Below are 20,216 nucleotides of genomic sequence, written 5' to 3' on the forward strand. Positions count from 1 at the left end.
TCTTGGAATCCATTGTAAGTTTCAGGTTGGTTAGGACAAGAATCTAAGTTGTCAATAATTCCATCATTATCAGTATCAAATGCAAATTTGTTGTCTGCTACATAATCTGGACAGCCGTCTGAGTCTTGGAATTTATTATAAGTTTCAGGACTGAATGGACATAAATCGTTTTGATCTAATAGTCCATCACCGTCAACATCACCAACTGTTTTGTAAACAATACTATCTGGGCAACCGTCAGAATCTTCAAATTTATTATAATTTTCACGGTCTAATGGACATTGATCCTTATCATCTGGAATACCATCATAATCAGCATCAGGTGCCTCTAAAGAATTAACTCCAGGAATATCTGGACAACCATCCCAATCTAAATAATCATTAAAGTTTTCAGGCTCATCAATACACGAATCCCATCTATCAATAATTCCATCACCATCAGAATCTGGGAATTGATATTGTAGAATTGTGGAATCAGTAGTATCTGGACAACCGTCTTCATCTTGGTATCTATTGTAAGTTTCAGGTTGTAATGGACAATCATCTAATGAATCAGAAATTCCATCTCTATCAGTATCTCTAATTGTGTTATAATTATCAGGACAGCCGTCTTTATCATCAATTCCATTAAAAGTTTCAGGTTGGTTTGGACAAGAATCCATATAATCTGGATAACCGTCATTATCAGAATCAGCTATTTTTTGTTCAGCATAAATAGACAAATCAGGGCAACCGTCTTCATCTAAAATTCTATTGTAAGTTTCTTTGACAGTTGGGCAATCATCAATATGATCTTCTACACCATCATAATCAGCATCATACCATGGAACAAAATCAGCAGGGCATCCATCAATATTGTTTCCATATTGTGGATCATAATCTTCTAAAAGGTTAGGGCATTGATCAATATTATTTGGGACACCGTCTCCATCAGTATCAATTCCAGAAGCAGCAGAAACACCACTTGGCAGCATACCCATAGTTGAAATAAGTAAAATCAAAAATCCTAAAAGAAATTGTTTATTCATTTTCAGACACTCCTAATTGTCAGGACATCCGTCAGAATCTGTATCACCATCATAATCTTCAGGTTCTAGAGGACAGAAATCGTAGCCATCAGGAATATCATCCAAGTCAGAATCATGTTTGAATCTTGATTGTTCAGGTACAATATCAGGACAGCCGTCATCATCTAGATACTTGTTCCATGATTCCTTTTCATTAGGACACAAGTCAATATCATCAAAGAATCCATCACCATCAGAATCAATTCTTAGTTCACCAATTGGTAATGTGTCAGGACAGCCGTCATAATCAACATATTTGTTCCAAACTTCATCTTGTTTTGGACACATATCCATCACATCAGGTACACCATCACCATCAGAATCTGGTTGGGTATCATCAACATCAGGACATCCATCTTCATCAAAGAATCCATTATAATTTTCAGCAACTAGTGGGCAATCATCATAAACATCATTGATGCCATCATTATCAGTATCAACTACTAGTGTTTTAAACACAGTATCAGGACAACCGTCATCATCTTGGAATTTGTTGTAAGTTTCTTTTGCAGTTGGACATGCATCAATTGCATCTGGAATGCCATCTAGATCTCGGTCATTCTTTCCAATGTAATCATCAGGACATCCATCTCTATCAAGAATTCCATTATAGGTTTCTGGTTGGTTAGGACAATGATCATTATAATCATTAATACCATCTTTATCAGTATCTGGAATTCCTTTGTTATCTGCAACAGAATCAGGACAACCATCCAAGTCTTGGAATTTGTTGTAAGTTTCTGGTGCTAATGGGCATTGATCTTTTGAATCAATAATTCCATCATAATCAGAATCTAAGCTTGTAATATAATCAGGGTAATCAGGACAACCGTCTTCATCTTGGAATCCGTTGTATCTTTCTCTATCAAGTGGGCATTGATCTACTGAGTCTAAAATACCATCAAAGTCAGAATCTGCTTCTGATGGGTTATCAGGACAACCATCATGATCTTGGTATCTATTCCAAGTTTCAGCGGACGTAGGACATTTGTCTAAATCATCTCTAATTCCATCACCATCAGAATCTAACACTGCAACATCAGGACAACCGTCCAAATCATGATATCCATTTACAGTTTCAGGTTGAAGTGGACATTTATCGGACAAATCAGAAATTCCGTCTCTATCAAAGTCTAAGTTAGATAATCCAGATACACTATCAGGACAACCGTCTTCATCTTGATATGTATTGTAAGTTTCTTTTGCAGTGGGACATTTATCTAAACCATCTGGAACGCCATCTCTATCTCTATCTTGTGTAGATAATGTATCAGGACAACCGTCTCTATCAAACACACCATTGAATGTTTCAGGTTGATTAGGACAAAGATCAGTGTAATCATTAATTCCATCACCATCCGTATCTGGCATTCCTTTGTCAACACCAACAAAGTCAGGGCAACCGTCCAAGTCTTGGAATCTATTGTAAGTTTCTTTTACTTCAGGACATTGATCAATACTATTAGGAATTCCATCAAGATCAGAATCTACATCACTTGAATAAGGTGGAATGTCAGGACACCCATCTTCATCTTGGAATCCGTTGTATCGTTCTGGTTCTAATGGGCATGTATCATTAACATCTTTAATTCTATCACCATCTGCATCATTTAGTGTCCCATCAAATGACGGAGCTGAATCAGGACATCCATCATAATCTGCAAATCTGTTAAAAGTTTCAGGTTGATTAGGACAAGTATCAAATCTATCTGCAATTCCATCACCATCTTTATCATTAAACGAAGTATCTAGTAAAACATCAGGGCAACCGTCTGTATCTCTGTAACCGTTATACACTTCAGGTTCTGTAGGACATAAATCAACTTTATCTTGTAAACCATCGTTATCAGTATCAATGAAAGTAGCATCACTAACTGAATCAGGACAACCATCCAAGTCTTGGAATCTATTGTAAGTCTCAGCACTTAGTGGACATTTATCAGCAGCATCTGGAACACCATCTCTATCTCGGTCACCTTTACCAAAATCATCAGGACAACCATCTGTGTCTAAGACACCATTGAATGTTTCAGGTTGATTAGGACAATTATCTACAATATCAGTAAAACCATCACCATCAGAATCTGGCAATCCACCTGGTCCTCCACTTGGAGATAAATCAGGACATCCGTCTTCATCTTGGAATTGATTATATCTCTCTTTAAGAGTTGGGCATTGATCAAGATGATCTTCTATTCCATCAAAGTCTTCATCATACCATGGGACAAAATTTGACGGACAACCATCAATTGCGCCCTCATTATCTTCTCGTAGATTAGGACAAGCATCAATTGAATCATCAACACCATCTTTGTCCAAGTCATCATCAGCAAAAGCTGGACTGATAGGCATGCTGGTTAATGTAGTTACAAGCAACAATAGGAATGGTAAAATGTGTATTTTTTTCAATGCCTAAAATTACCCAGAGGATCCAGTAATTAAACCTCACTCTGAAATCGGCTTAGATTTTTAATTATTTTGAAAATATTTTCCATCTTGGAGAAAAACTCGATCAATTTAAGTAAACCAGAGCAAGATTTGGAATATGAGTTGCTCAGGCGAAGTAGTTGAAGCAGATGATCCATTAATTCAGATCAAGCCTGCAATCTCTGCTCAATTAAAAAAAGCAAAGTATGGTGTTGCAGATCATTCTACAGTAGAATTATGTCATTGGACAAAAAAATCATTCAAACATGAAGGAAGTTGTTACAAACACAAGTTTTATGGTATTTCAACTCATAGATGCATGGAGTTTTCTCCTGCAGGGATGCATTGTGAGAATCGTTGTGTGTATTGCTGGAGACCTATGGAATTTTATGATTCAATGAAAATGGAACCAGAGCAAGTTGCAGAACCAAAAGAAATTCTAACAAAACTAATGGCTGAAAGAAAAAAACTGATCAATGGATACTATGGCGATTCTAGAAATGATAAACAAAGGTTAGACGAATCATTGTTACCAAGTCATTACGCAATTTCTTTATCGGGTGAACCAACAATGTATCCAAAATTGCCGGAATTAATTAAATATCTAAATTCACTAGAGGCAACAAAATCAATTTTCCTTGTAACAAATGGACAAGAGCCAGACATGATTCAAAAATTACAAGATGAAGATGCATTACCTACTCAATTGTATTTGTCAACAAATGCTGCAGATTATGAATCATTTATCAGAATTAACAAGCCAAAATATGATGACTCATGGGAGAGATGGAATAGAACTTTAGACATGCTAAAGGATCTTAATACAAGGACAGTACTTAGAGTCACATTAATCAGAAATTATAATGACCAAAAAGAAATGGTTCCAGCATTTGCTGAAATGTTTAGAAAAGCGAGTCCCCACTTTATTGAAATAAAATCATATATGCATATTGGACGTTCGACAAATAGATTGGAACATGCAAACATGTTAGAAATGGAAGAAGTGAAAAAATTTAGTGAAGAAATTTCAAAGCAAAGTAAGATATTTTCAATAATGGATGAAAGTATAGTGTCAAGAATTTCAATTTTACAAAATAATGAACGATATATTGATCGTTTTATCCCTACTTATGTAAATACCAATTAGAAAATTTTTTCAAAGCTTTGTATCTGTGAGAAAATTTATTTTTTTCATTCATTTGAGCAAATGTTATTTGTGAATTTTTTGGAATAAAAATCGGATCATATCCCCAACCTTTACCTTTTTGGAATTTCGATATAATTCCATCTAGTTTTGCATGAAAGGATTGCAAATTTGTTTTATCACAATATGTAATGATTGAAACAAATTTTGCTTTTCTATTATTTTTTAGCAGATTAAGAATTCCGTCATTACCGATAGTTTTGAAAACGTATGATGAATATGGGCCAGGAAAACCAGATAATGAATTAATGAATAGTCCATCATCCTCAATAATTACAGGTTTTTTAAATTTAGAAAATGCATCTTTTGCTTTTCTAACTGCTATCTCATCAAGTGAATTTGATTGAATCTCTTCCAAGTTTGATTTTAGAAAACCAAGTTTGATTCCAAAAGTTTCTAGAATGCTTTTGGCTTCTGCATATTTGTGATTGTTTGAGGATACAAAGAATAGATCAAACGACTTCTGCATATCTACCACGACTTTCTATCTCTGTAACCAATTTAGTGATTTTTGCATAATTAGAATTACCCACTACAGATTTGTAACCTAGAAGAAAATTTTTCCAAGCATTTTTCATAATTTTTGCATGAGCACTGTTAAGAATTTCTTTGATTAGTCTCAAATCAACTGCGTGATCTTCAGGTTTTATTGTATTTTGAGATAATCCAAAATCGATTACATAAACCATGTTTTTGAACAGAATAAAGTTTGAAGTTGTTAAATCACCATGCATGATACCATTTTGGTGTAATTTACCAACTAGTTTTCCAATTTCTTTTGATAATTTGATAATTTTAGATTCAGATAAATCATGAACAGGAGTTCCAGGAATCTCTTGCATAATGATGTATGATTTTTCTAAATTTACAAAATAAACTAAGGGTGTTGGTATTCCAAATGTTCTAGCATGAGATATCATTTGAGATTCTTTAATTGTTCTTTGTTTACGTATTTTTGTATCAAGTGAGGGATTTCGATAATTTTTTACTTTTCGAATTTTTAAGATTGCTTTTGAGTTTTGCCAGATGGTTTGATAGATGTCAGCTTCTGCACCTTTTTTGATTAATTTCATTAACGTTATATCCAGAAGAATTCAATAAAAATTAATCATGGAAAAAGGAGAAAATAGAATTAAACAAGAGGATTGTGCTGAAGACAATTTAGGAGCTGGAATTTTGACATTAACAAATAGGAGATTAGCATTTGATAAAACTAATGCAAGGATTATGGATTTTTCAAAACATTTTGGAGATACTATATTAGACATTAAATTAGAAGATGTCATTAAAGTATGGAAAGAAGGATTACTAATGAAAAAAGTATGTTTTACTGCAAAAACAAATGAAGGCGAAGAGACTTTCAAGTTTGGAGTTTTCAATACAAAAGATTGGACTAAAAGTATTGAAAAGCAAATAGATGAAATTAATAATTAACTTTGACTGTATCTAATCTCCAAGATTGAGTCACAAAAGTATCTTTTAGAGAAGAACCTGATTTCACTTGGGATTCTAATAGACCAGTCCAACAAATTTGACTTCCACAATCACCTGCATAACGTAATGGAACTACGAAAAATTTGGAATTATGGCGTTTACAAACATCTTTGAGCATTTCAGACAATCTTTTGTTTGCTGCAACTCCTCCAACTATCATTAACTCTCTTTTCTGAGTAAATGATAATGCACGTTCAACAGCTTCACTAATCATTGCAAAAGCAGTTTCTTGAAGAGAATAGCATGCATCGATTTTATTTTTTTTAGCAACAGCCTTTGTTGCAGATAATAAACCTGAAAAAGATACATCATTTCCTTTTACAGAATATGGCAAAGTAACATAGTTTGATGATGTTGATGCCAACTCTTCAATATTTTTCCCACAAGGAGAAGGAAATCCAATGGATCTTCCAAATTGATCTAGCAGTTGACCAAGTGTAATATCAAGAGTTTCACCGAAAACCCTCCATTGTTTATTTAGAAATGCCAAAAGCATTGTATGTCCTCCAGAAACCAAAAGTACCAAAGGGTTTGATGCACCAGTAAGTAATTTTCCTAATTCAATGTGTCCTAATGCATGATTTACAGGATAGATTGGAATTTTGTAAAAAGAAGATAAAGATCTTGCAACGACAGCACCTACACGTAAGCATGGGCCCAATCCAGGTCCTGCAGCATATGAAATAATATCTAAATCTTTGATAGATGAATTTGCTTCTTTTAGACATTCAGATAACACAGAGGAGCTATGTTCAATATGATGGCGTGAGGCCTCACGAGGATGAATGCCTTCCCCATCTGCAGGACGATAAATTTTTCTGACATCTGAAAGAATTTTTCCTTTTTTTCCTTTTTTTTCAATTATTGCACACGAAAAAGTATGAGCAGTACTTTCAATTCCTAAACCTAGCATATTATCCATGACTTAATGTTGATATAATTTTGATGACGTCGCCATTTTTTAGTTTTTGATCACCACTGATTCTTTGCTTTGTTTTACAATCTATTGCGTGTAAAAATCCTTTTGCAATATCAGCATGAATTAAACTTGCCAAATCTTTTGCAGTTGAATCTAGAGGGAGTAATTTAGTATCGGGTAATACCACACCGTCTTTGTTAGTTAGTTTGGTTTCATCTTCAACTGGATATACAACAATGAATTTTAATGAATCAAAAACTGCAGTGTTTAGAATTTTTTGTATTCCAGTTGATTGGATTTTAGAAAAAACAGACTTTACCAGATCCAGTGCTTTTCGTTGCGGAGGTGGAATTTCTTTTCCATTAGGAATGGTAAAACCTGTATCACCTGAAGAATAATTTACAATTCCAGCTTTTGATGCTTTTCTCAATAATAATTCAGTCTCAGCACTACAGGGAATAACACAGTCAGATATTTTATCAATGATGCTAAGATCAGTGCATAAATCTGCTTTATTTGCAGCAATAATCATTGGTTTTGTATTTTTTCTTAACTCTTTGACAAAGGTTTGGATATCAGAATCTTTCCATTCCTTTGGATTTCTAGCCATAAGCCCAAGTTTTTGTAATACTTCTTGCACTTGAAAATCTTTAATTCCTAAACCAGTAAATCGCTTTGCAATACCGTCAGTAAGTTTTGCTCTTTTTTGATCTATCTCTCTAGTAATCTTATCCCATTCTCTTTTTAGAATATCTGCAAACCATTGATCAAATTCATCTTGAACAAATGCTATATCTTCTAAAGGATCATGAGTTCCAGCTGGAACTGGTTGTCCTTGAATGTCAGTTGTACCTGCAATGTCAACTACATGAATCAAGACTTCAGCTTGTCTTGCATCATCAAGGAATTGATTTCCCAATCCTTTTCCTTCATGAGCCCCTGGAACTAATCCTGCAACATCGATTAGTTTGACAGGAATAAGACGTGTTCCATTGATACAATAATCATTTTCATGTTTAATCCCAAAGTGTTTGCAGGCACAATCAGCTTTGACATATGCCACACCAACATTTGGTTCAATAGTTGTAAAGGGGAAATTTCCTGACGCTACAGAAGTTTGAGTTGCTGCAGAGAAAAATGTAGATTTTCCAACATTTGCTTTACCTAATAAGCCAATTTGCAATATTGTCAAAAACTCAATTCTACTTATTAGTATTGCAGAAATCGTTTAATCTGGTTCATGATGATTTTATATCATGTCAATAGTAATTACTGGGAATCCAGGGGTAGGAAAACATACTGTAGCTGAAAAGATTGCTCAGAGATTGAAATTACACATTATTGACATTAACAATATTGCAAAAGAATCAGGATTACTTGAAGAAAATAAAGATGTTGATACGGATAAGCTGAAAATAATACTAGGGCAAAAAATTTTGGATAGTAATTTGATTGTAGGACATTTAGCACCATATGTGTTAGACAAAAAACAAGTAAGAATAATGATTGTTTTAAGAAAAAGTCCATATGATTTGATTGCAGTCTACAAAAATCGAAAATATTCAGATAAAAAAATTAAAGACAATGCCGGTAGTGAAATTTTAGGAGTTATTGCACATGATGCAATTAATAGATTTGAAGAGAAGGCAGTTCAAATGGATATTACAGGTAAAACTATTGAAGAAAGTGAAGAAAGAATCATGTCTATAATTTCCAATAACAAAGGAAATGAAGATGTTGATTGGCTTGATTTAGTTACAAAAAATAATGATTTGAGAAAATTTTTTGCTGATTGATTAAATAACGCCTTTAAGACTGTAAAATTACTTGTTTGAAATATCAAAAACGGATTTAGCTGGAAGAATAGGAACTCTTTACACAAATCATGGTAAAATTGAGACGCCAGCTTATGTTCCAGTAATTCATCCAGTTAAACAGACCATCCCATCAAAAAAAATCCGTGATATTGGTTTTGATTTAGTTATTACAAATGCATACATTACAAGAAATAATTATGGTGATGATGCCATAAAGAAAGGAATACACAAGATAATTGATTTTGATGGCGCAATAATGACGGACTCTGGTGGCTATCAGGTTTTAGAATATGGTGATGTTAAAGTAACACCTCCAGAAATGGCAAAATTTGAAAAAGGAATATTGACGGATTTTGCAATTCCACTTGATAAGCCAACTGGATATGGAATGCCAATTAAAAAAGCAGAAGCATATGTCAAACACACTCTACAAGTATCAAAGCAAACACTTGAGAGTAGTGAAAAGAATGGTCAAATTTGGATTGGGCCAATTCAGGGAGGAGAACATTTTGAACTTGTTGCAAAGTCTACAAAGAGTTTAGTCAAGATTGGTTTTCAGATGCTAGCTTTGGGAAGTCCTGTTGAGTTTATGGAGTCATATGAATATAGATTATTAGCACAGATGATTGTTGCTGCAAAAAAACAGATGCCCCATTCAATACCTTTACATCTTTTTGGTGCTGGTCATCCTCTAACAATTCCTTTTGCCATAGCATTGGGCTGTGATACGTTTGATTCAGCATCATACATGCTTTATGCTAAAAAATCTAGATACATTACTGATGATGGAACTAGGTATTTGTCAGATATTACAGTTTTTCCTTGCAATTGTGAAATCTGTTCAAAATATTCACCAGATGAATTACGCCATCTTGATGAAGAACAGAGAACAAATGAATTGGCAATTCATAATCTGCATGCAATCAAACTTGAAGTTGATAGGGTAAAACAGGCAATTTATGAGGGCAGATTATGGGAATATGTAATTAAGAAAGCAAGGGCTCATCCCAAATTATTTGAAATGGTAGAGGTGATGATTGAGAACTCTGAATTTCTTGGGTTGGGTACACCAAAATTCAAAGAAAAAGCCATTTTCTTATTCTCCAAAGAAGATCAGTATCGTCCCGAAGTTCAGTCATATCATAGAATTGTTAGAAAATTTAAATCAATGAAAAAGAAGCTGATCATTACAAGAGAATCAAGTACAAAACCAGGATATTTATCAAATCAGTATTTGGGATTAAAAAGGAAATTCAAAGAATTTGATTCATTCCAAGTATGTCAGTACAATCCCATTTTGGGATTAATTCCAATTGAGATTTCAGATATATTTCCTGCAGCACACCATGAAACGGCTAGAATTGAATTTCAACCAAAAGAATTCCCAATATTTGAGCAGACATGGAATGAGTTTTTTGCAAACAACAAGTTTTCAGAAATTCATTATGACAAAAAAGATGATTATCTAAAACATTTTGTAAAAACAATTTCAAAAGAAATCAAGCGAAAAGCAATTGCTTAAATTAAAAATAAGAAAAAAGAATGTGCTAAAAGATTCAGCTTATAGTGCTGCGTCTTCTGCCCAACCTTTGATGAAGATACCGTTTTTGTGAAGAGGTACTGGTTGTCCAGCAGTGTAATTCATTGGTCTCATCCAAAAGATTGATTTTGTTGGGCATACACCGATGCATGCACCATCAGAAATACATCTTTCTGGATAAAATACAAATGCTTTACCTCTCTTCCAGCCTTCAACAGGTTTTACTCTAAGGACATCAGGACCAAGAGTTGTACAGATTTCTACACATAGTGCACATCCGATACATCTTTGTTCATCAATGTCTGGAAGTATTGCTATTGGCATTACAATGATTAGATTGCTTGGTCACTATTTAAACCATGATCGAAATTCATAACTCTGTTATGAAAAAGATCGACTCAAAATAAATGCGCAGAATCTAGATTCAAGAATTTAAAAAACAAAAAGATAACGTGTTTTACACGTTTATTTTCTCATTGCATCTATTTGACCAGAGGTTACCCAGTCAAGTAGTTCAGCTGAAGATGGATTAAGGTCTGCTTTCTGATTCATCAGATTGTTTACCCAAATCCAGTTAATTTGGTTTAGGAGTGGTTTGTTTGCTTCGTCACCAGCACGTGTTTTAGCGACGACGGCTTGATCTTGTTGTCCTAACCATTCTTGGAAGCTTCTTCCCATGAGGATCGAATCTTAGCTTACACTAATTAAAGCTTGTGTAGATTCCATGATAGGCATAATGATCGGGCTATCTCTAAGAAGGTTTTAACGTCGATAAAAAATCATCATAATTCTTGAATGTGAAAGTTTTAGGAGCTGCAAACGAAGTTGGCAGATCAGGGTTTTTGGTGAATTGTAATGGAACAAAACTCTTGCTGGATTACGGAGTCTTATTTGGTAGAAGAGGAACACCCCCACAATACCCACTTCACGTAAAACCCAAAGATTTGGATGCCATAATTATCACTCATGCTCATTTGGATCATTCAGGAAATGTCCCATCATTGTTTGTAAGTGGGAACACAGAGGTTTATGCCACTCCACCAACATTTGATTTATCAAAATTATTAATTGAAGATATGCTAAAAATTGAAAAAAATTCACATCCATTTGACTTGCCTGAAGTAAATAACATGATGAAAAATGCAAAAGAGATTGGATTTAGACAAAAAATTACAAAAGGTAATGCAACTTTTGAGTTAAGAGAATCAGGTCACGTAATTGGAGGAAGTACCGTTCTAGTGGAATCAGAGAAAAAACGACTCTTTTACACAGGGGATATCAAGACTCATGGGTCTAGAATGCTTCGAGAGATGGATTTGGATATTGGAGAAATTGATTTGTTAATTACTGAGAGTACATATGCAAAAAATGAACAAAAACCTAGAAAAGAATCAGAAGCGGAATTAATTGAATTTGCAAATGAAGTAATGGATAGAAAAGGAATATTGTTTATCCCATCATTTTCAGTTGAGCGTTCTCAAGAGATTGCATGTGTTTTAAGAAGTGCAAATTTTAAACATAAAATCATAATGGATGGAATGGCATTAAAGGTAAATGAGATAATGTTTAGGCATCCAGAGTATCTAAGAGATCCAAAAATATTTTCAGATGCAATAAAGAGTGCAACTGCAATTACAGAGCATGCAGATAGAAAACGTGCAATGGAAGAGCCATGTGTTGTAATATCACCAGCTGGAATGTTAGTTGGGGGAAATGCAGTGTATTATCTACAACAGTTATCTTTTGATAGTAAAAATGGAATAGCCCTTGTTTCTTATCAAGGAGAAGGAACACCAGGAAAAAAATTGCTAGATACGGGAAAGGTATCAACTAGAGGAAGAGATCTTAATGTGGAGGCAGAGGTAAAACAATTTGAATTTTCAGGACATGCAGATAAAAAAGAATTATTTGATATGATCAAAAAAATCAAGGGAAATCCCAAAGTATGGACTGTACATGGGGATTCTGAATCATGCGATATGTTTGCACGAGAGATTCATGAGAAGTTTGGTTTAGAGGCATATTCACCAGCAGTTAATGACGAAATTACAGTCTAAGATGCAAAAAAATTTTGCAATAAATGTTGAGGATTCTATTAATAGCGGCCAAGTATTTCTTTGGAAGAAAAAGGATGATTTTTGGTATGGGATAAACGGTCAAGACATTATACGCATAAATAAAAGTGGTCATATCAATTCTTTTCAAAATTCAAAAGTGGATTTTTTGAGAAAAGATGACAATTTAGGTGACATTGTAAAATCCATTTCAAAAGATAAAACAGTAAAAAAAGCTGTCAAACAATTTCCAGGACTGAGAATTCTCAGGCAAGATCCTTTCCAGTGTTTGATTTCCTTTATTGTCTCGTCAAACTCCAACATACAAAAAATCAAAATGAGTTTGGAGAAATTATCAAAGAAGTTTGGAATCAAAGTAGAATATGACAATGAAGAGTTTTTTTTATTTCCTAAAGCAGAGAAACTTGCTAAAGCATCAATTGATGAAATTATGAGTTGCGGGGTGGGATATAGGGCGAAATTTATCAAAGAAGCATCAAAGATGATCCTATCAAAAAAAATTAATTTTGAATACTTGAAAAATTGTAATTATCAAGAAACTAAAGAAATCATTCAAGGGATTCCTGGAGTTGGAAACAAAGTTGCAGATTGTGTAATGTTGTTTTCATTAGAAAAACTAGAAGCATTTCCTTTAGATAGATGGATGATTAGAATTTTAGAAAAATACTATTCTAATGAATTTCAAATTAGCACTAAAACAATTACAGAAAGACAGTATGATTGCTTACATGAAAAAATTGTAAATCATTTTGGAGTATATGCAGGTTATTCACAACAATTTCTCTTTAAAATGGAAAGAGAGAATTTTCAAAAAAAGTGGCTGTAAACCCTTAATGTAGTAAAGATTTGCCAATTTTGTGACTAAGTAGGTCTTACCTTCTCCAGATGGTGCCAGTATTCGTGTGTTTTGAGGACTCTCAGTCCACGCAGAAAAAAGAGTTAGAAGAATTTGTCTGATGTTTTCTTCTTCATCTTTAATTTCCTTGCTGCAAATTGCAGTAATTTCATCTAGAATATTCATTTGAAATCACCTCTTTTTTTTGTTAGATAATTGCATATTTCTCTCACAATTATTGCATTCTCAATTTGATTTTCAAGACTAAGATCTTTATGAAAATCAAATAGATGTTGATCTAATTCTCTAAGACATGAGAATTCATTTGAGATTTTCTTGGTTTTCAAACAACAAAAACACAGTGTTTTGTATTCTTGATGAAATGACAGACTGTTCAGTCCAGAAGTTGTCTGAGTCCTGACGAATATCAGTTTGGTTAGTAATTTTTTTTCCTTTATAGAGAGATCTCTGACTGTTTTCATGCTTTCACCTCAAAAAATCGGCATTCAGGGTTTCTCTCAATGTGTTTGATTAGTTCGCTGACTTCTGCGGCTAATCTTGTAAATTCAGAATCTTCTGTAGGAAACTGAATTTCAATTTTATGTTTCTTGCATCTAATTGATTTACTCAACCACACTACCCCGGCATTTCCTGCCGCTTATGACTGAGTAAAAATCAACAAGATTTTTTATTCTATGTGCCATACATTGTATAGGTTCAGTGTGATTTTATGCTTTCGTGTAGCAAAATTTTGTCAATTTTCTAGTTTTGTGGCAGTGAGACTCTAGTTGAAGTATGATTAGATGAGAATTCTTCTCTAGGAGGATTTCGTGGTTGATTTGGATCTCTAGTCCATCTGCGATTACGGCCTGTACCACTACATCGAAAACGAACACGGGTAATCTTCCATTTTATTGAAATGATAATTGTGGTATGACAATTTGATTCTCTAATGGATGCTTTGATTTCATCTACTTCAACAGATACTTGATCATGTTTTGGACGAGGGCTTCCATCAGGACAAGGTTCTGGTGGGAGTGGTACGCTATCAATTGGTTGTGGTGGTTTCAGATCTTCCCAATCTAATTCAACTGATTGACCAGCAGAAGACATTGATAATTTACCAGTTTGATCATCGTACTCTATTACTTTTCCATGACCATTTGGAGTTGGATTAACAGGATCCCAACCTGGCATATCAGGATCACCATCATCAAGTGTGATATCACCAAAACCTGCGGGGAGTGGAGGAAATGGTGGTGGAGCATTAGGTGGTGGTGGAGGTGGTCCTGCAGGGAGTGGAGGCCACCATCCATCTCGTTTAGTTTGTCTAACATTTGATGGAAGAACTAGAGCACTAGTAACACCTGCTAGTATAGGAGATGCAATAGGAATGATATCCAATGGAAAATGAATACCTTTCATAGAAAAATTTCGAATCGGAATACCTTTGTTTAGCATCTCAACTGTTTCAAGTTTTAGAGAATCTTCATTTACCTCAGTTGTTGGCATGTTTTCTTTAACAAATTCATTAAATTCAGATAGATCTTTTTCAAAAACTCTTACACGTTCTCCAATTGATCTTAATTTTTTTACAACAGAAGGATCATTTGAAGATTCAAAACTCAATAGAAATGATATAGTATTAAGATAATTAAGTATTATTCCAATATTCATGAGAAGTAATATCATAATACTTTTAAAAAGAAAATAAATTTACAGAACATGGTAGTAATTCCTTGTCCTGGTTCTCATACATTTACCTCAAACAAAACTAGAACTAGTTGGGGGGTTTTTCGGGAATCAAATAGAAGATCTGCAAAAACTAGAGCAGAAAATGCTGTGAGTAGTGATTTAGTTTCTCAAATTAATAATTCAAGTTGCGCAAATGGATGTCTGATGAATCCTCCACAAACAACTGTAAATCCAGCAACTGTAACATGTGAAAGAAAGTGGTATACATTTTGGATTGTGATAAAATGTACAGGTAGATCCACTGGAGAATCAACTGTAGAATGCAGAGTTATGGGTTAATAAAAATAAAAAACTAAGGGATAATTCCCTTGTTTTTCAGTATTGTAAGCATTGCCTTGTTTGTTTCAATTTGCTGCTCTTCTAGTGAACGAAGTTTTGCTTTCATCTCCTCAGTGTTCTCATAGCCTTTGACAAAACTTGAGAAATTTGAAAACACATTGAGTCTATCTGATGCTTTGCTGTATTCAGTTCTCATTGTCTCAGTGTATAGGATACTTTGTTTCTCATAGGTATCTTTTGGTTTGTGTCCAATGAATTCATCAGCCAAATCAATCCTCACACCTGAATCAATCAGTGTAGATTTTAGCAAGTCACGTAACTCATGGGAGTTTATGGTATAACGAACCTGCTTGTAGCCATCAATTACTTTACGCATTCCTGCATTGTCTGCAAGTTTCTTGAGACTATTTCCTATCCAGTTGTTTGTAATTGGTTCGTTTCTTGCATTCAGAAATAGTGCCTGACCATCTGACATTTCAAGTCCAGTCTTGTTTTTTCTAAACTCTAGATATTTCTGAATGGCAACTATTGCGTCTTTGTCTAGGAATCCTGTATGGGTATAGTCAGTCTTCATTCTAGTCAGTTTTATTGGAACTGGGCAGTTCTTTACATCCCACTGAGAATAGTTTGCAGTTCCAAAATACTCTACTAGTTGTCCCCAAACATGGAAGTTGAATCTATCAACTAGAGTAGATGTATCAAGACCTCGATGAAGTTTGCACAAAAACACTGCCTTTTGAACTAGAGTTGGTTTTCCTGTAGTTAGTAACTCCATGAATTCATCTAGTGACAAACTTGGCTGTTCGTCTTCGCCATTGGTGGTTTTGTAGCGATTTGCAGGATCAAACTTGAAATGAATTGGTGAATCATTTCTCTCAAAATATGACTTTATTGCACAATAATCAATTTTGATTGAACCTGCTCTTTTTCCTTCATGAATTGGATCAAGTATATACTTTTTGATTACTTTGATGTAGTCTGATGCTACACTGTATGGTTCTTGATACATTTTGAGAAGTTGTTCAACACTTGAAATTGTAATGAACTCTTTTTCTCGTTTGTAGGTATTTTTTCCTGTTGGAACTTCAGTAGTGAACTCAAACTTCTTGCCTGAAATCCAGTTGTTAAAGTGCCATAAACGATACGAATACGCACTAGATGTTCCAACTTCTTTTTGTGGATCAATGTTACGATATCTTGAACCCTTTAACTGATCCATAAAATACGAAACAGTTTCTAATTTACGAAATTCTACAAGAGGAATTGCAATTCCTTTCTCCTCTATTGGAACTTCGGCGAGCATCCCAATTCTTTTTCCTATAGTAAAGCTATGATACGTGACAAGTCTGTTTGTCTTAAAAGATCGTATCTTGTTGCAAAACTCATTGAGATGCTCTTCAGTAAATTCTAATGGATTTACTTTTTGTCCCTTCTTTAGTACAGAGAGACATTTTGCATATTGTTTGCGAATTTGTAATCCATATTCTTTATTTGGATCAAATTCCTCAATAACTCGGTAATACTGTTTTACCATCAGAGATCTAAAGCCACTTGGTAGAATTTAACTTGCCAGTCTCTTTTGCTAAACCCTTAAAATGGCAATTAATTTCTAGGTTTTTGGGCCTATAGCTCAGCATGGATAGAGTGTTGGACTTCTAATCCAATGGTCAAGGGATCGAAGCCCTTTGGGCCCACTTAACAAAATTATTTATTCTGATTCGTATGGGATGTTTTGTGAAAGACATAGAATTCAAACTGGATTCAACTGAGATTCATCCTAATTCAGAAATCAAAGGAACAATTTTGGTTTCATACCCAGGTAGATATGACGGAGTTGTGATCAATACACAGATTTTAGATTCAAATGAACACATAGTTTACAAATCATACAATGGAAAAAATATCTCACAGAATGTTTCAAGATTATTTATCAACAAAGATGTAATGCCAGAAAATAAAGCAGAGTTTACGGCATTAATTAAATTCAAACCAGAGCAAGAGCATGAAGTAAAATTCAGAGCATCAATTATTGAGCAACACAAAGAAATTGAAAGTCAAATAATTTTTGCAAAGTATTCAGTCTAGAATCTACTTACTTCTACAATTAAAGATCCAGTCATCCATGGATGAGGTTGACAGTGATAATGAACTTCTTGTGGTTCAGTAAATAAGAATTCATATGTATCGCCTGGTTTAAGAACGCCTTCAGAACCAAAATCACCACTGTAACTATCAGAGTGTCTATGATCAGGGGTGACCGTATGTGCAGTATCATCATTGTTTTGCCAGACTACAAGATTATTTACACTTAGTAATGCATCGGCTTTATTTGGAACATAGTTTTGGTTTCCTTCAATGACTGCACCTGGAACAATTTCAATCAGTAAACTTTTTTCAGGATTTAAGATATGCTCATCAACTGATGGTTTTGCCAAAGATTCTGGAAGATAAAATGAAGTGTAAAAGACAAAAGTTCCAGACATTCCTATAATTAGTGCAATCAATCCTATTCCATATGCATGACTTGAAGTAGGAGAACTCATAATTTTTTTACGCCTCTCAAGTTCTTATAAAGTTTCTTTAGAATTATTGTGATCATGATTTTGTAAGATCTCCAGAACCAACATTTGAATCATTATTTGCACCAACTCCTAAATCTGCCTGAGTCTTGGGTGTTGGAACCTCAGGAGCTAATTCTTTTGGTTCAGGTTTTCCTTGTGGTGTAGAATCACCTTCAGGAAGTTTGCTTTGTTCAGCAGATACTTCAGGTTCTACAAGTTTTGGTTTTTCATCTTGTACTGGAGTAGGTGCTGGTGGTGGTGCATTCTTTTCTTGACTTAGAGCATATCTGTAGATGTGGAAGAATGCTGCAAATACTAGCAAAATAATTCCAACAAAGAATAATGAAATGTTTTTCATGCCAATTAGTGCTGCATTGTAAGCTGCAATGTTAAGGAATACTTGGAATGCCAAAAGTGCAACTAGTAACCAGTTAATCCATTTTTCTGAAAGATTTATGGTTGCCACCTTCTTTGGACCAGTACTTTTTGCAAGTTTTGATTTTCTTTCAGCTTCATTTGCAAGTTTGATCATCATGTAAGTAAATCCAAAGCCAAGAGGTACCATCAATATCATTGTAGAGTAGAAGAATATTGGATCGATTACCAAACGCTCTACTAGTGGAACAGATACGTCTGGTGAGATATAGAATCCCCAGTAGGTAGTAACCATAATTTGAGCAAGGCTAGTAATACCAAATGCAGTAATAATTGGTCTGTCTCGCCATGAGAATTTCTTGTATCTATCTATGAATGGAATCAGCACCAGTGATATGATAAACAACAACGGCCACAGCAAACCAGTGACAAACTTGTCATATTGAGTCCTCATGAATGCGTAAATTCCTGTAAGATACCACTCAGGTACAGTTACACCCGGCGGTACTGTAGGTTCAAACTTGAAACCCATATCAATTGGGAATACACCTCCAGTGATTAGGATTGCACCTCCAATTGCCATTACCATTGGCACATCAAAGACCAAGAACCTTGGGAAGTGAACTGCCATTAGACCTAGCATTACAATAGGTAACAAGAAGACATGTTGAGCATAGAATCTTAATACAAAGTCTGAAAAGCCACTACCCAACGCCGCATCACGAATCGTCGGTCCTGCAACAGGAATTGATGTTGTAAGCGATGCTGCAATACTAATTGCAAGTTCTGCTCTTTCACTAAATATTACATCATATCCGGTAAATGCTTCTAAAATTGTAACAACACCAAGAATCACACCAGTCATCCACAAAACTTCATTTCTGATTTTGTATCTTCCACTAAAGTATTGATAATACATGTGAAGAACAGCTAAGAGTACCATTGCATTGGAACCGTGATAGTGAATGTTTCTTATGTGAAAACCAAATGGCACTTCATCGTTAATGAATTGAACACTATCCCACGCCCTATCTAAAATCGGCTGATAGTAAAACATGAGAAGAGCTCCTGAAACACCTAGAATGATAAACACAGTAAATGTGAGCATTCCCAAAAATCCAAATGGACTTACAAATCTTGCAGGAAATGAAAACTTGATTGCAGTAAAGATAGTTCTATCCACACCGTCCCAAAGCCAGTAAAGGAAGCCAACGGCTCCAGTTCTTCTTTCAAGCGAAACGGCCATATCCAATCACTCCATTATCATTTGCATTAAACTTTGGTGGTAAAATAAATACAAATCCGTCTGAATCAATTTCAAGAGTCAGTTGGGCTAATGTATTTGATGGTGCAGCTTGTACAGATGCAGGACCTACAAAAGCTGTTCCTGTAACAGGATCATACATACTACCATGACAAGGACATTCTCCTCTCTTTCTTCCCTCATCAGGCCAATATTTCCACAAACACCAAAGATGCAAACAGATCATACTATAAGCTCGAATTGAAGTAGTATCCTTTTTACCTCCACCTAATTCTTCAGGAAGTCTAATGAATTGCCATTTACGAAAAGCTTCTGCATCAAGTGCAGCATCACCAGTTGATGGATATGTGATAACTTCTGCATGATTAATTGGATAAGTATTGATATTTGCTTGAGTGCCATCAGGCAAAATTACTGGAACTTTTTCAAGAGTTGCCTGGTTAGGATTTGGCATGAAATTACCAAATGGGACAAACGGAGCAAATGCTAATCCTGTCCCTGCGGCACCCATTAACTTTAGAAAGTCTCTTCGGGATAATCCGCCAGACTTTTTTGTCCCAAGCTCTGACATTCAAGCTGACGTACTCGCCAAATTGCTTATAAA

General features: G+C 34.7%; 22 protein-coding genes and 1 tRNA gene. 9 read left to right on the forward strand and 14 right to left on the reverse strand.

What is annotated here, in order from left to right; genetic code table 11:
* The coding region (locus C6990_RS00005; protein ID WP_182127720.1) for a thrombospondin type 3 repeat-containing protein at positions 1–1,028 on the reverse strand (1,028 nt) is incomplete at its 3' end.
* 12 nt (positions 1,029–1,040) lie between these two features.
* Positions 1,041–3,419, reverse strand: a complete 2,379-nt coding sequence (locus C6990_RS00010) for a thrombospondin type 3 repeat-containing protein (protein ID WP_182127721.1) — start codon at positions 3,417–3,419, stop codon at positions 1,041–1,043.
* Between the two features lie 193 nt (positions 3,420–3,612).
* On the opposite strand from C6990_RS00010, the gene twy1 reads away from it, so the two are divergent.
* Entirely contained in the window at positions 3,613–4,641 is a 1,029-nt protein-coding gene (gene twy1, locus C6990_RS00015) for a 4-demethylwyosine synthase TYW1 (RefSeq protein WP_182127722.1), read from the forward strand.
* Here twy1 and rdgB read toward each other — a convergent pair.
* Both rdgB and C6990_RS00025 read right to left on the reverse strand, forming a co-directional pair.
* Complete coding sequence (rdgB, locus tag C6990_RS00020; RefSeq protein ID WP_182127723.1) at positions 4,619–5,167, reverse strand: RdgB/HAM1 family non-canonical purine NTP pyrophosphatase; 549 nt, start codon at positions 5,165–5,167, stop codon at positions 4,619–4,621. The genes twy1 and rdgB overlap by 23 nt on opposite strands.
* Positions 5,151–5,771 (reverse strand): KEOPS complex kinase/ATPase Bud32, encoded by a 621-nt coding sequence (locus C6990_RS00025; protein ID WP_182127724.1) that lies wholly within the window; start codon positions 5,769–5,771, stop codon positions 5,151–5,153. The genes rdgB and C6990_RS00025 overlap by 17 nt, the downstream gene beginning before the upstream one ends.
* A gap of 37 nt (positions 5,772–5,808) precedes the next feature.
* On the opposite strand from C6990_RS00025, the gene C6990_RS00030 reads away from it, so the two are divergent.
* Complete coding sequence (locus C6990_RS00030; protein ID WP_182127725.1) at positions 5,809–6,132, forward strand: hypothetical protein; 324 nt, start codon at positions 5,809–5,811, stop codon at positions 6,130–6,132.
* Here the strand turns inward: C6990_RS00030 and kae1 are convergent.
* Positions 6,122–7,105: a KEOPS complex N(6)-L-threonylcarbamoyladenine synthase Kae1 gene (kae1, locus tag C6990_RS00035; RefSeq protein ID WP_182128035.1), complete on the reverse strand. Its 984-nt coding sequence runs from the start codon at positions 7,103–7,105 to the stop codon at positions 6,122–6,124. The two genes, C6990_RS00030 and kae1, sit on opposite strands and share 11 nt — an antisense overlap.
* A gap of 1 nt (position 7,106) precedes the next feature.
* Positions 7,107–8,294 carry a redox-regulated ATPase YchF gene (locus C6990_RS00040; RefSeq protein WP_182127726.1) on the reverse strand — a complete coding sequence of 396 codons (1,188 nt, stop codon included), beginning with the start codon at positions 8,292–8,294 and terminating at the stop codon, positions 7,107–7,109.
* Between the two features lie 73 nt (positions 8,295–8,367).
* Between C6990_RS00040 and C6990_RS00045 the strand changes: the two genes are divergently transcribed.
* Positions 8,368–8,907, forward strand: a complete 540-nt coding sequence (locus C6990_RS00045; RefSeq protein WP_182127727.1) for an adenylate kinase family protein — start codon at positions 8,368–8,370, stop codon at positions 8,905–8,907.
* Between the two features lie 31 nt (positions 8,908–8,938).
* Positions 8,939–10,450 (forward strand): tRNA guanosine(15) transglycosylase TgtA, encoded by a 1,512-nt coding sequence (gene tgtA / locus C6990_RS00050; protein ID WP_182127728.1) that lies wholly within the window; start codon positions 8,939–8,941, stop codon positions 10,448–10,450.
* 39 nt (positions 10,451–10,489) lie between these two features.
* Here the strand turns inward: tgtA and C6990_RS00055 are convergent, their stop codons facing one another.
* Positions 10,490–10,792, reverse strand: coding sequence for an ATP-binding protein (locus C6990_RS00055; protein ID WP_007403030.1), 303 nt, complete (start codon positions 10,790–10,792; stop codon positions 10,490–10,492).
* A gap of 141 nt (positions 10,793–10,933) precedes the next feature.
* Positions 10,934–11,146, reverse strand: coding sequence for a hypothetical protein (locus C6990_RS00060; protein ID WP_012215921.1), 213 nt, complete (start codon positions 11,144–11,146; stop codon positions 10,934–10,936).
* Positions 11,147–11,259: 113 nt separating this feature from the next.
* On the opposite strand from C6990_RS00060, the gene C6990_RS00065 reads away from it, so the two are divergent.
* The gene (locus C6990_RS00065) at positions 11,260–12,525 is read left to right on the forward strand and encodes an MBL fold metallo-hydrolase (protein WP_182127729.1); all 1,266 of its coding nucleotides are present in this window, start codon (positions 11,260–11,262) and stop codon (positions 12,523–12,525) included.
* A 1-nt stretch (position 12,526) separates the two neighbouring features.
* Positions 12,527–13,369 carry a DNA-3-methyladenine glycosylase family protein gene (locus C6990_RS00070; RefSeq protein WP_255465044.1) on the forward strand — a complete coding sequence of 281 codons (843 nt, stop codon included), beginning with the start codon at positions 12,527–12,529 and terminating at the stop codon, positions 13,367–13,369.
* Positions 13,370–13,856: 487 nt separating this feature from the next.
* Here the strand turns inward: C6990_RS00070 and C6990_RS00075 are convergent, their stop codons facing one another.
* Both C6990_RS00075 and C6990_RS00080 read right to left on the reverse strand, forming a co-directional pair.
* Positions 13,857–14,009 (reverse strand): hypothetical protein, encoded by a 153-nt coding sequence (locus C6990_RS00075; RefSeq protein WP_182127731.1) that lies wholly within the window; start codon positions 14,007–14,009, stop codon positions 13,857–13,859.
* A gap of 131 nt (positions 14,010–14,140) precedes the next feature.
* Positions 14,141–15,007, reverse strand: coding sequence for a hypothetical protein (locus tag C6990_RS00080; protein WP_182127732.1), 867 nt, complete (start codon positions 15,005–15,007; stop codon positions 14,141–14,143).
* A 96-nt stretch (positions 15,008–15,103) separates the two neighbouring features.
* Here C6990_RS00080 and C6990_RS00085 point away from each other — a divergent pair, with 96 nt between their 5' ends.
* The gene (locus tag C6990_RS00085; RefSeq protein WP_182127733.1) at positions 15,104–15,412 is read left to right on the forward strand and encodes a hypothetical protein; all 309 of its coding nucleotides are present in this window, start codon (positions 15,104–15,106) and stop codon (positions 15,410–15,412) included.
* A gap of 13 nt (positions 15,413–15,425) precedes the next feature.
* Here C6990_RS00085 and C6990_RS00090 read toward each other — a convergent pair whose 3' ends face one another.
* Positions 15,426–16,946, reverse strand: a complete 1,521-nt coding sequence (locus tag C6990_RS00090; protein ID WP_182127734.1) for a tyrosine-type recombinase/integrase — start codon at positions 16,944–16,946, stop codon at positions 15,426–15,428.
* An 85-nt stretch (positions 16,947–17,031) separates the two neighbouring features.
* Here C6990_RS00090 and C6990_RS00095 point away from each other — a divergent pair.
* Positions 17,032–17,106, forward strand: a tRNA-Arg gene (locus C6990_RS00095).
* Positions 17,107–17,146: 40 nt separating this feature from the next.
* Positions 17,147–17,497, forward strand: coding sequence for a hypothetical protein (locus tag C6990_RS00100; protein ID WP_182127735.1), 351 nt, complete (start codon positions 17,147–17,149; stop codon positions 17,495–17,497).
* Here the strand turns inward: C6990_RS00100 and C6990_RS00105 are convergent.
* The 3 genes from C6990_RS00105 to C6990_RS00115 are packed head-to-tail and all read right to left on the reverse strand — an operon-like array spanning position 17,494 to position 20,183.
* A complete protein-coding gene (locus C6990_RS00105) occupies positions 17,494–17,955 on the reverse strand; it encodes a cupredoxin domain-containing protein (RefSeq protein ID WP_182127736.1) in 462 nt (153 codons plus the stop codon). The two genes, C6990_RS00100 and C6990_RS00105, sit on opposite strands and share 4 nt — an antisense overlap.
* Positions 17,956–18,007: 52 nt before the next feature.
* The gene (locus C6990_RS00110; RefSeq protein ID WP_182127737.1) at positions 18,008–19,594 is read right to left on the reverse strand and encodes a cytochrome b; all 1,587 of its coding nucleotides are present in this window, start codon (positions 19,592–19,594) and stop codon (positions 18,008–18,010) included.
* On the reverse strand, positions 19,578–20,183 hold the full coding sequence (locus C6990_RS00115) for a Rieske (2Fe-2S) protein (protein ID WP_182127738.1): 606 nt from the start codon (positions 20,181–20,183) through the stop codon (positions 19,578–19,580). The genes C6990_RS00110 and C6990_RS00115 overlap by 17 nt, the downstream gene beginning before the upstream one ends.
* Positions 20,184–20,216 lie beyond the last annotated feature (33 nt).

The sequence above is a fragment of the Nitrosopumilus sp. b3 genome (assembly GCF_014078525.1).
Lineage (GTDB): Archaea > Thermoproteota > Nitrososphaeria > Nitrososphaerales > Nitrosopumilaceae > Nitrosopumilus.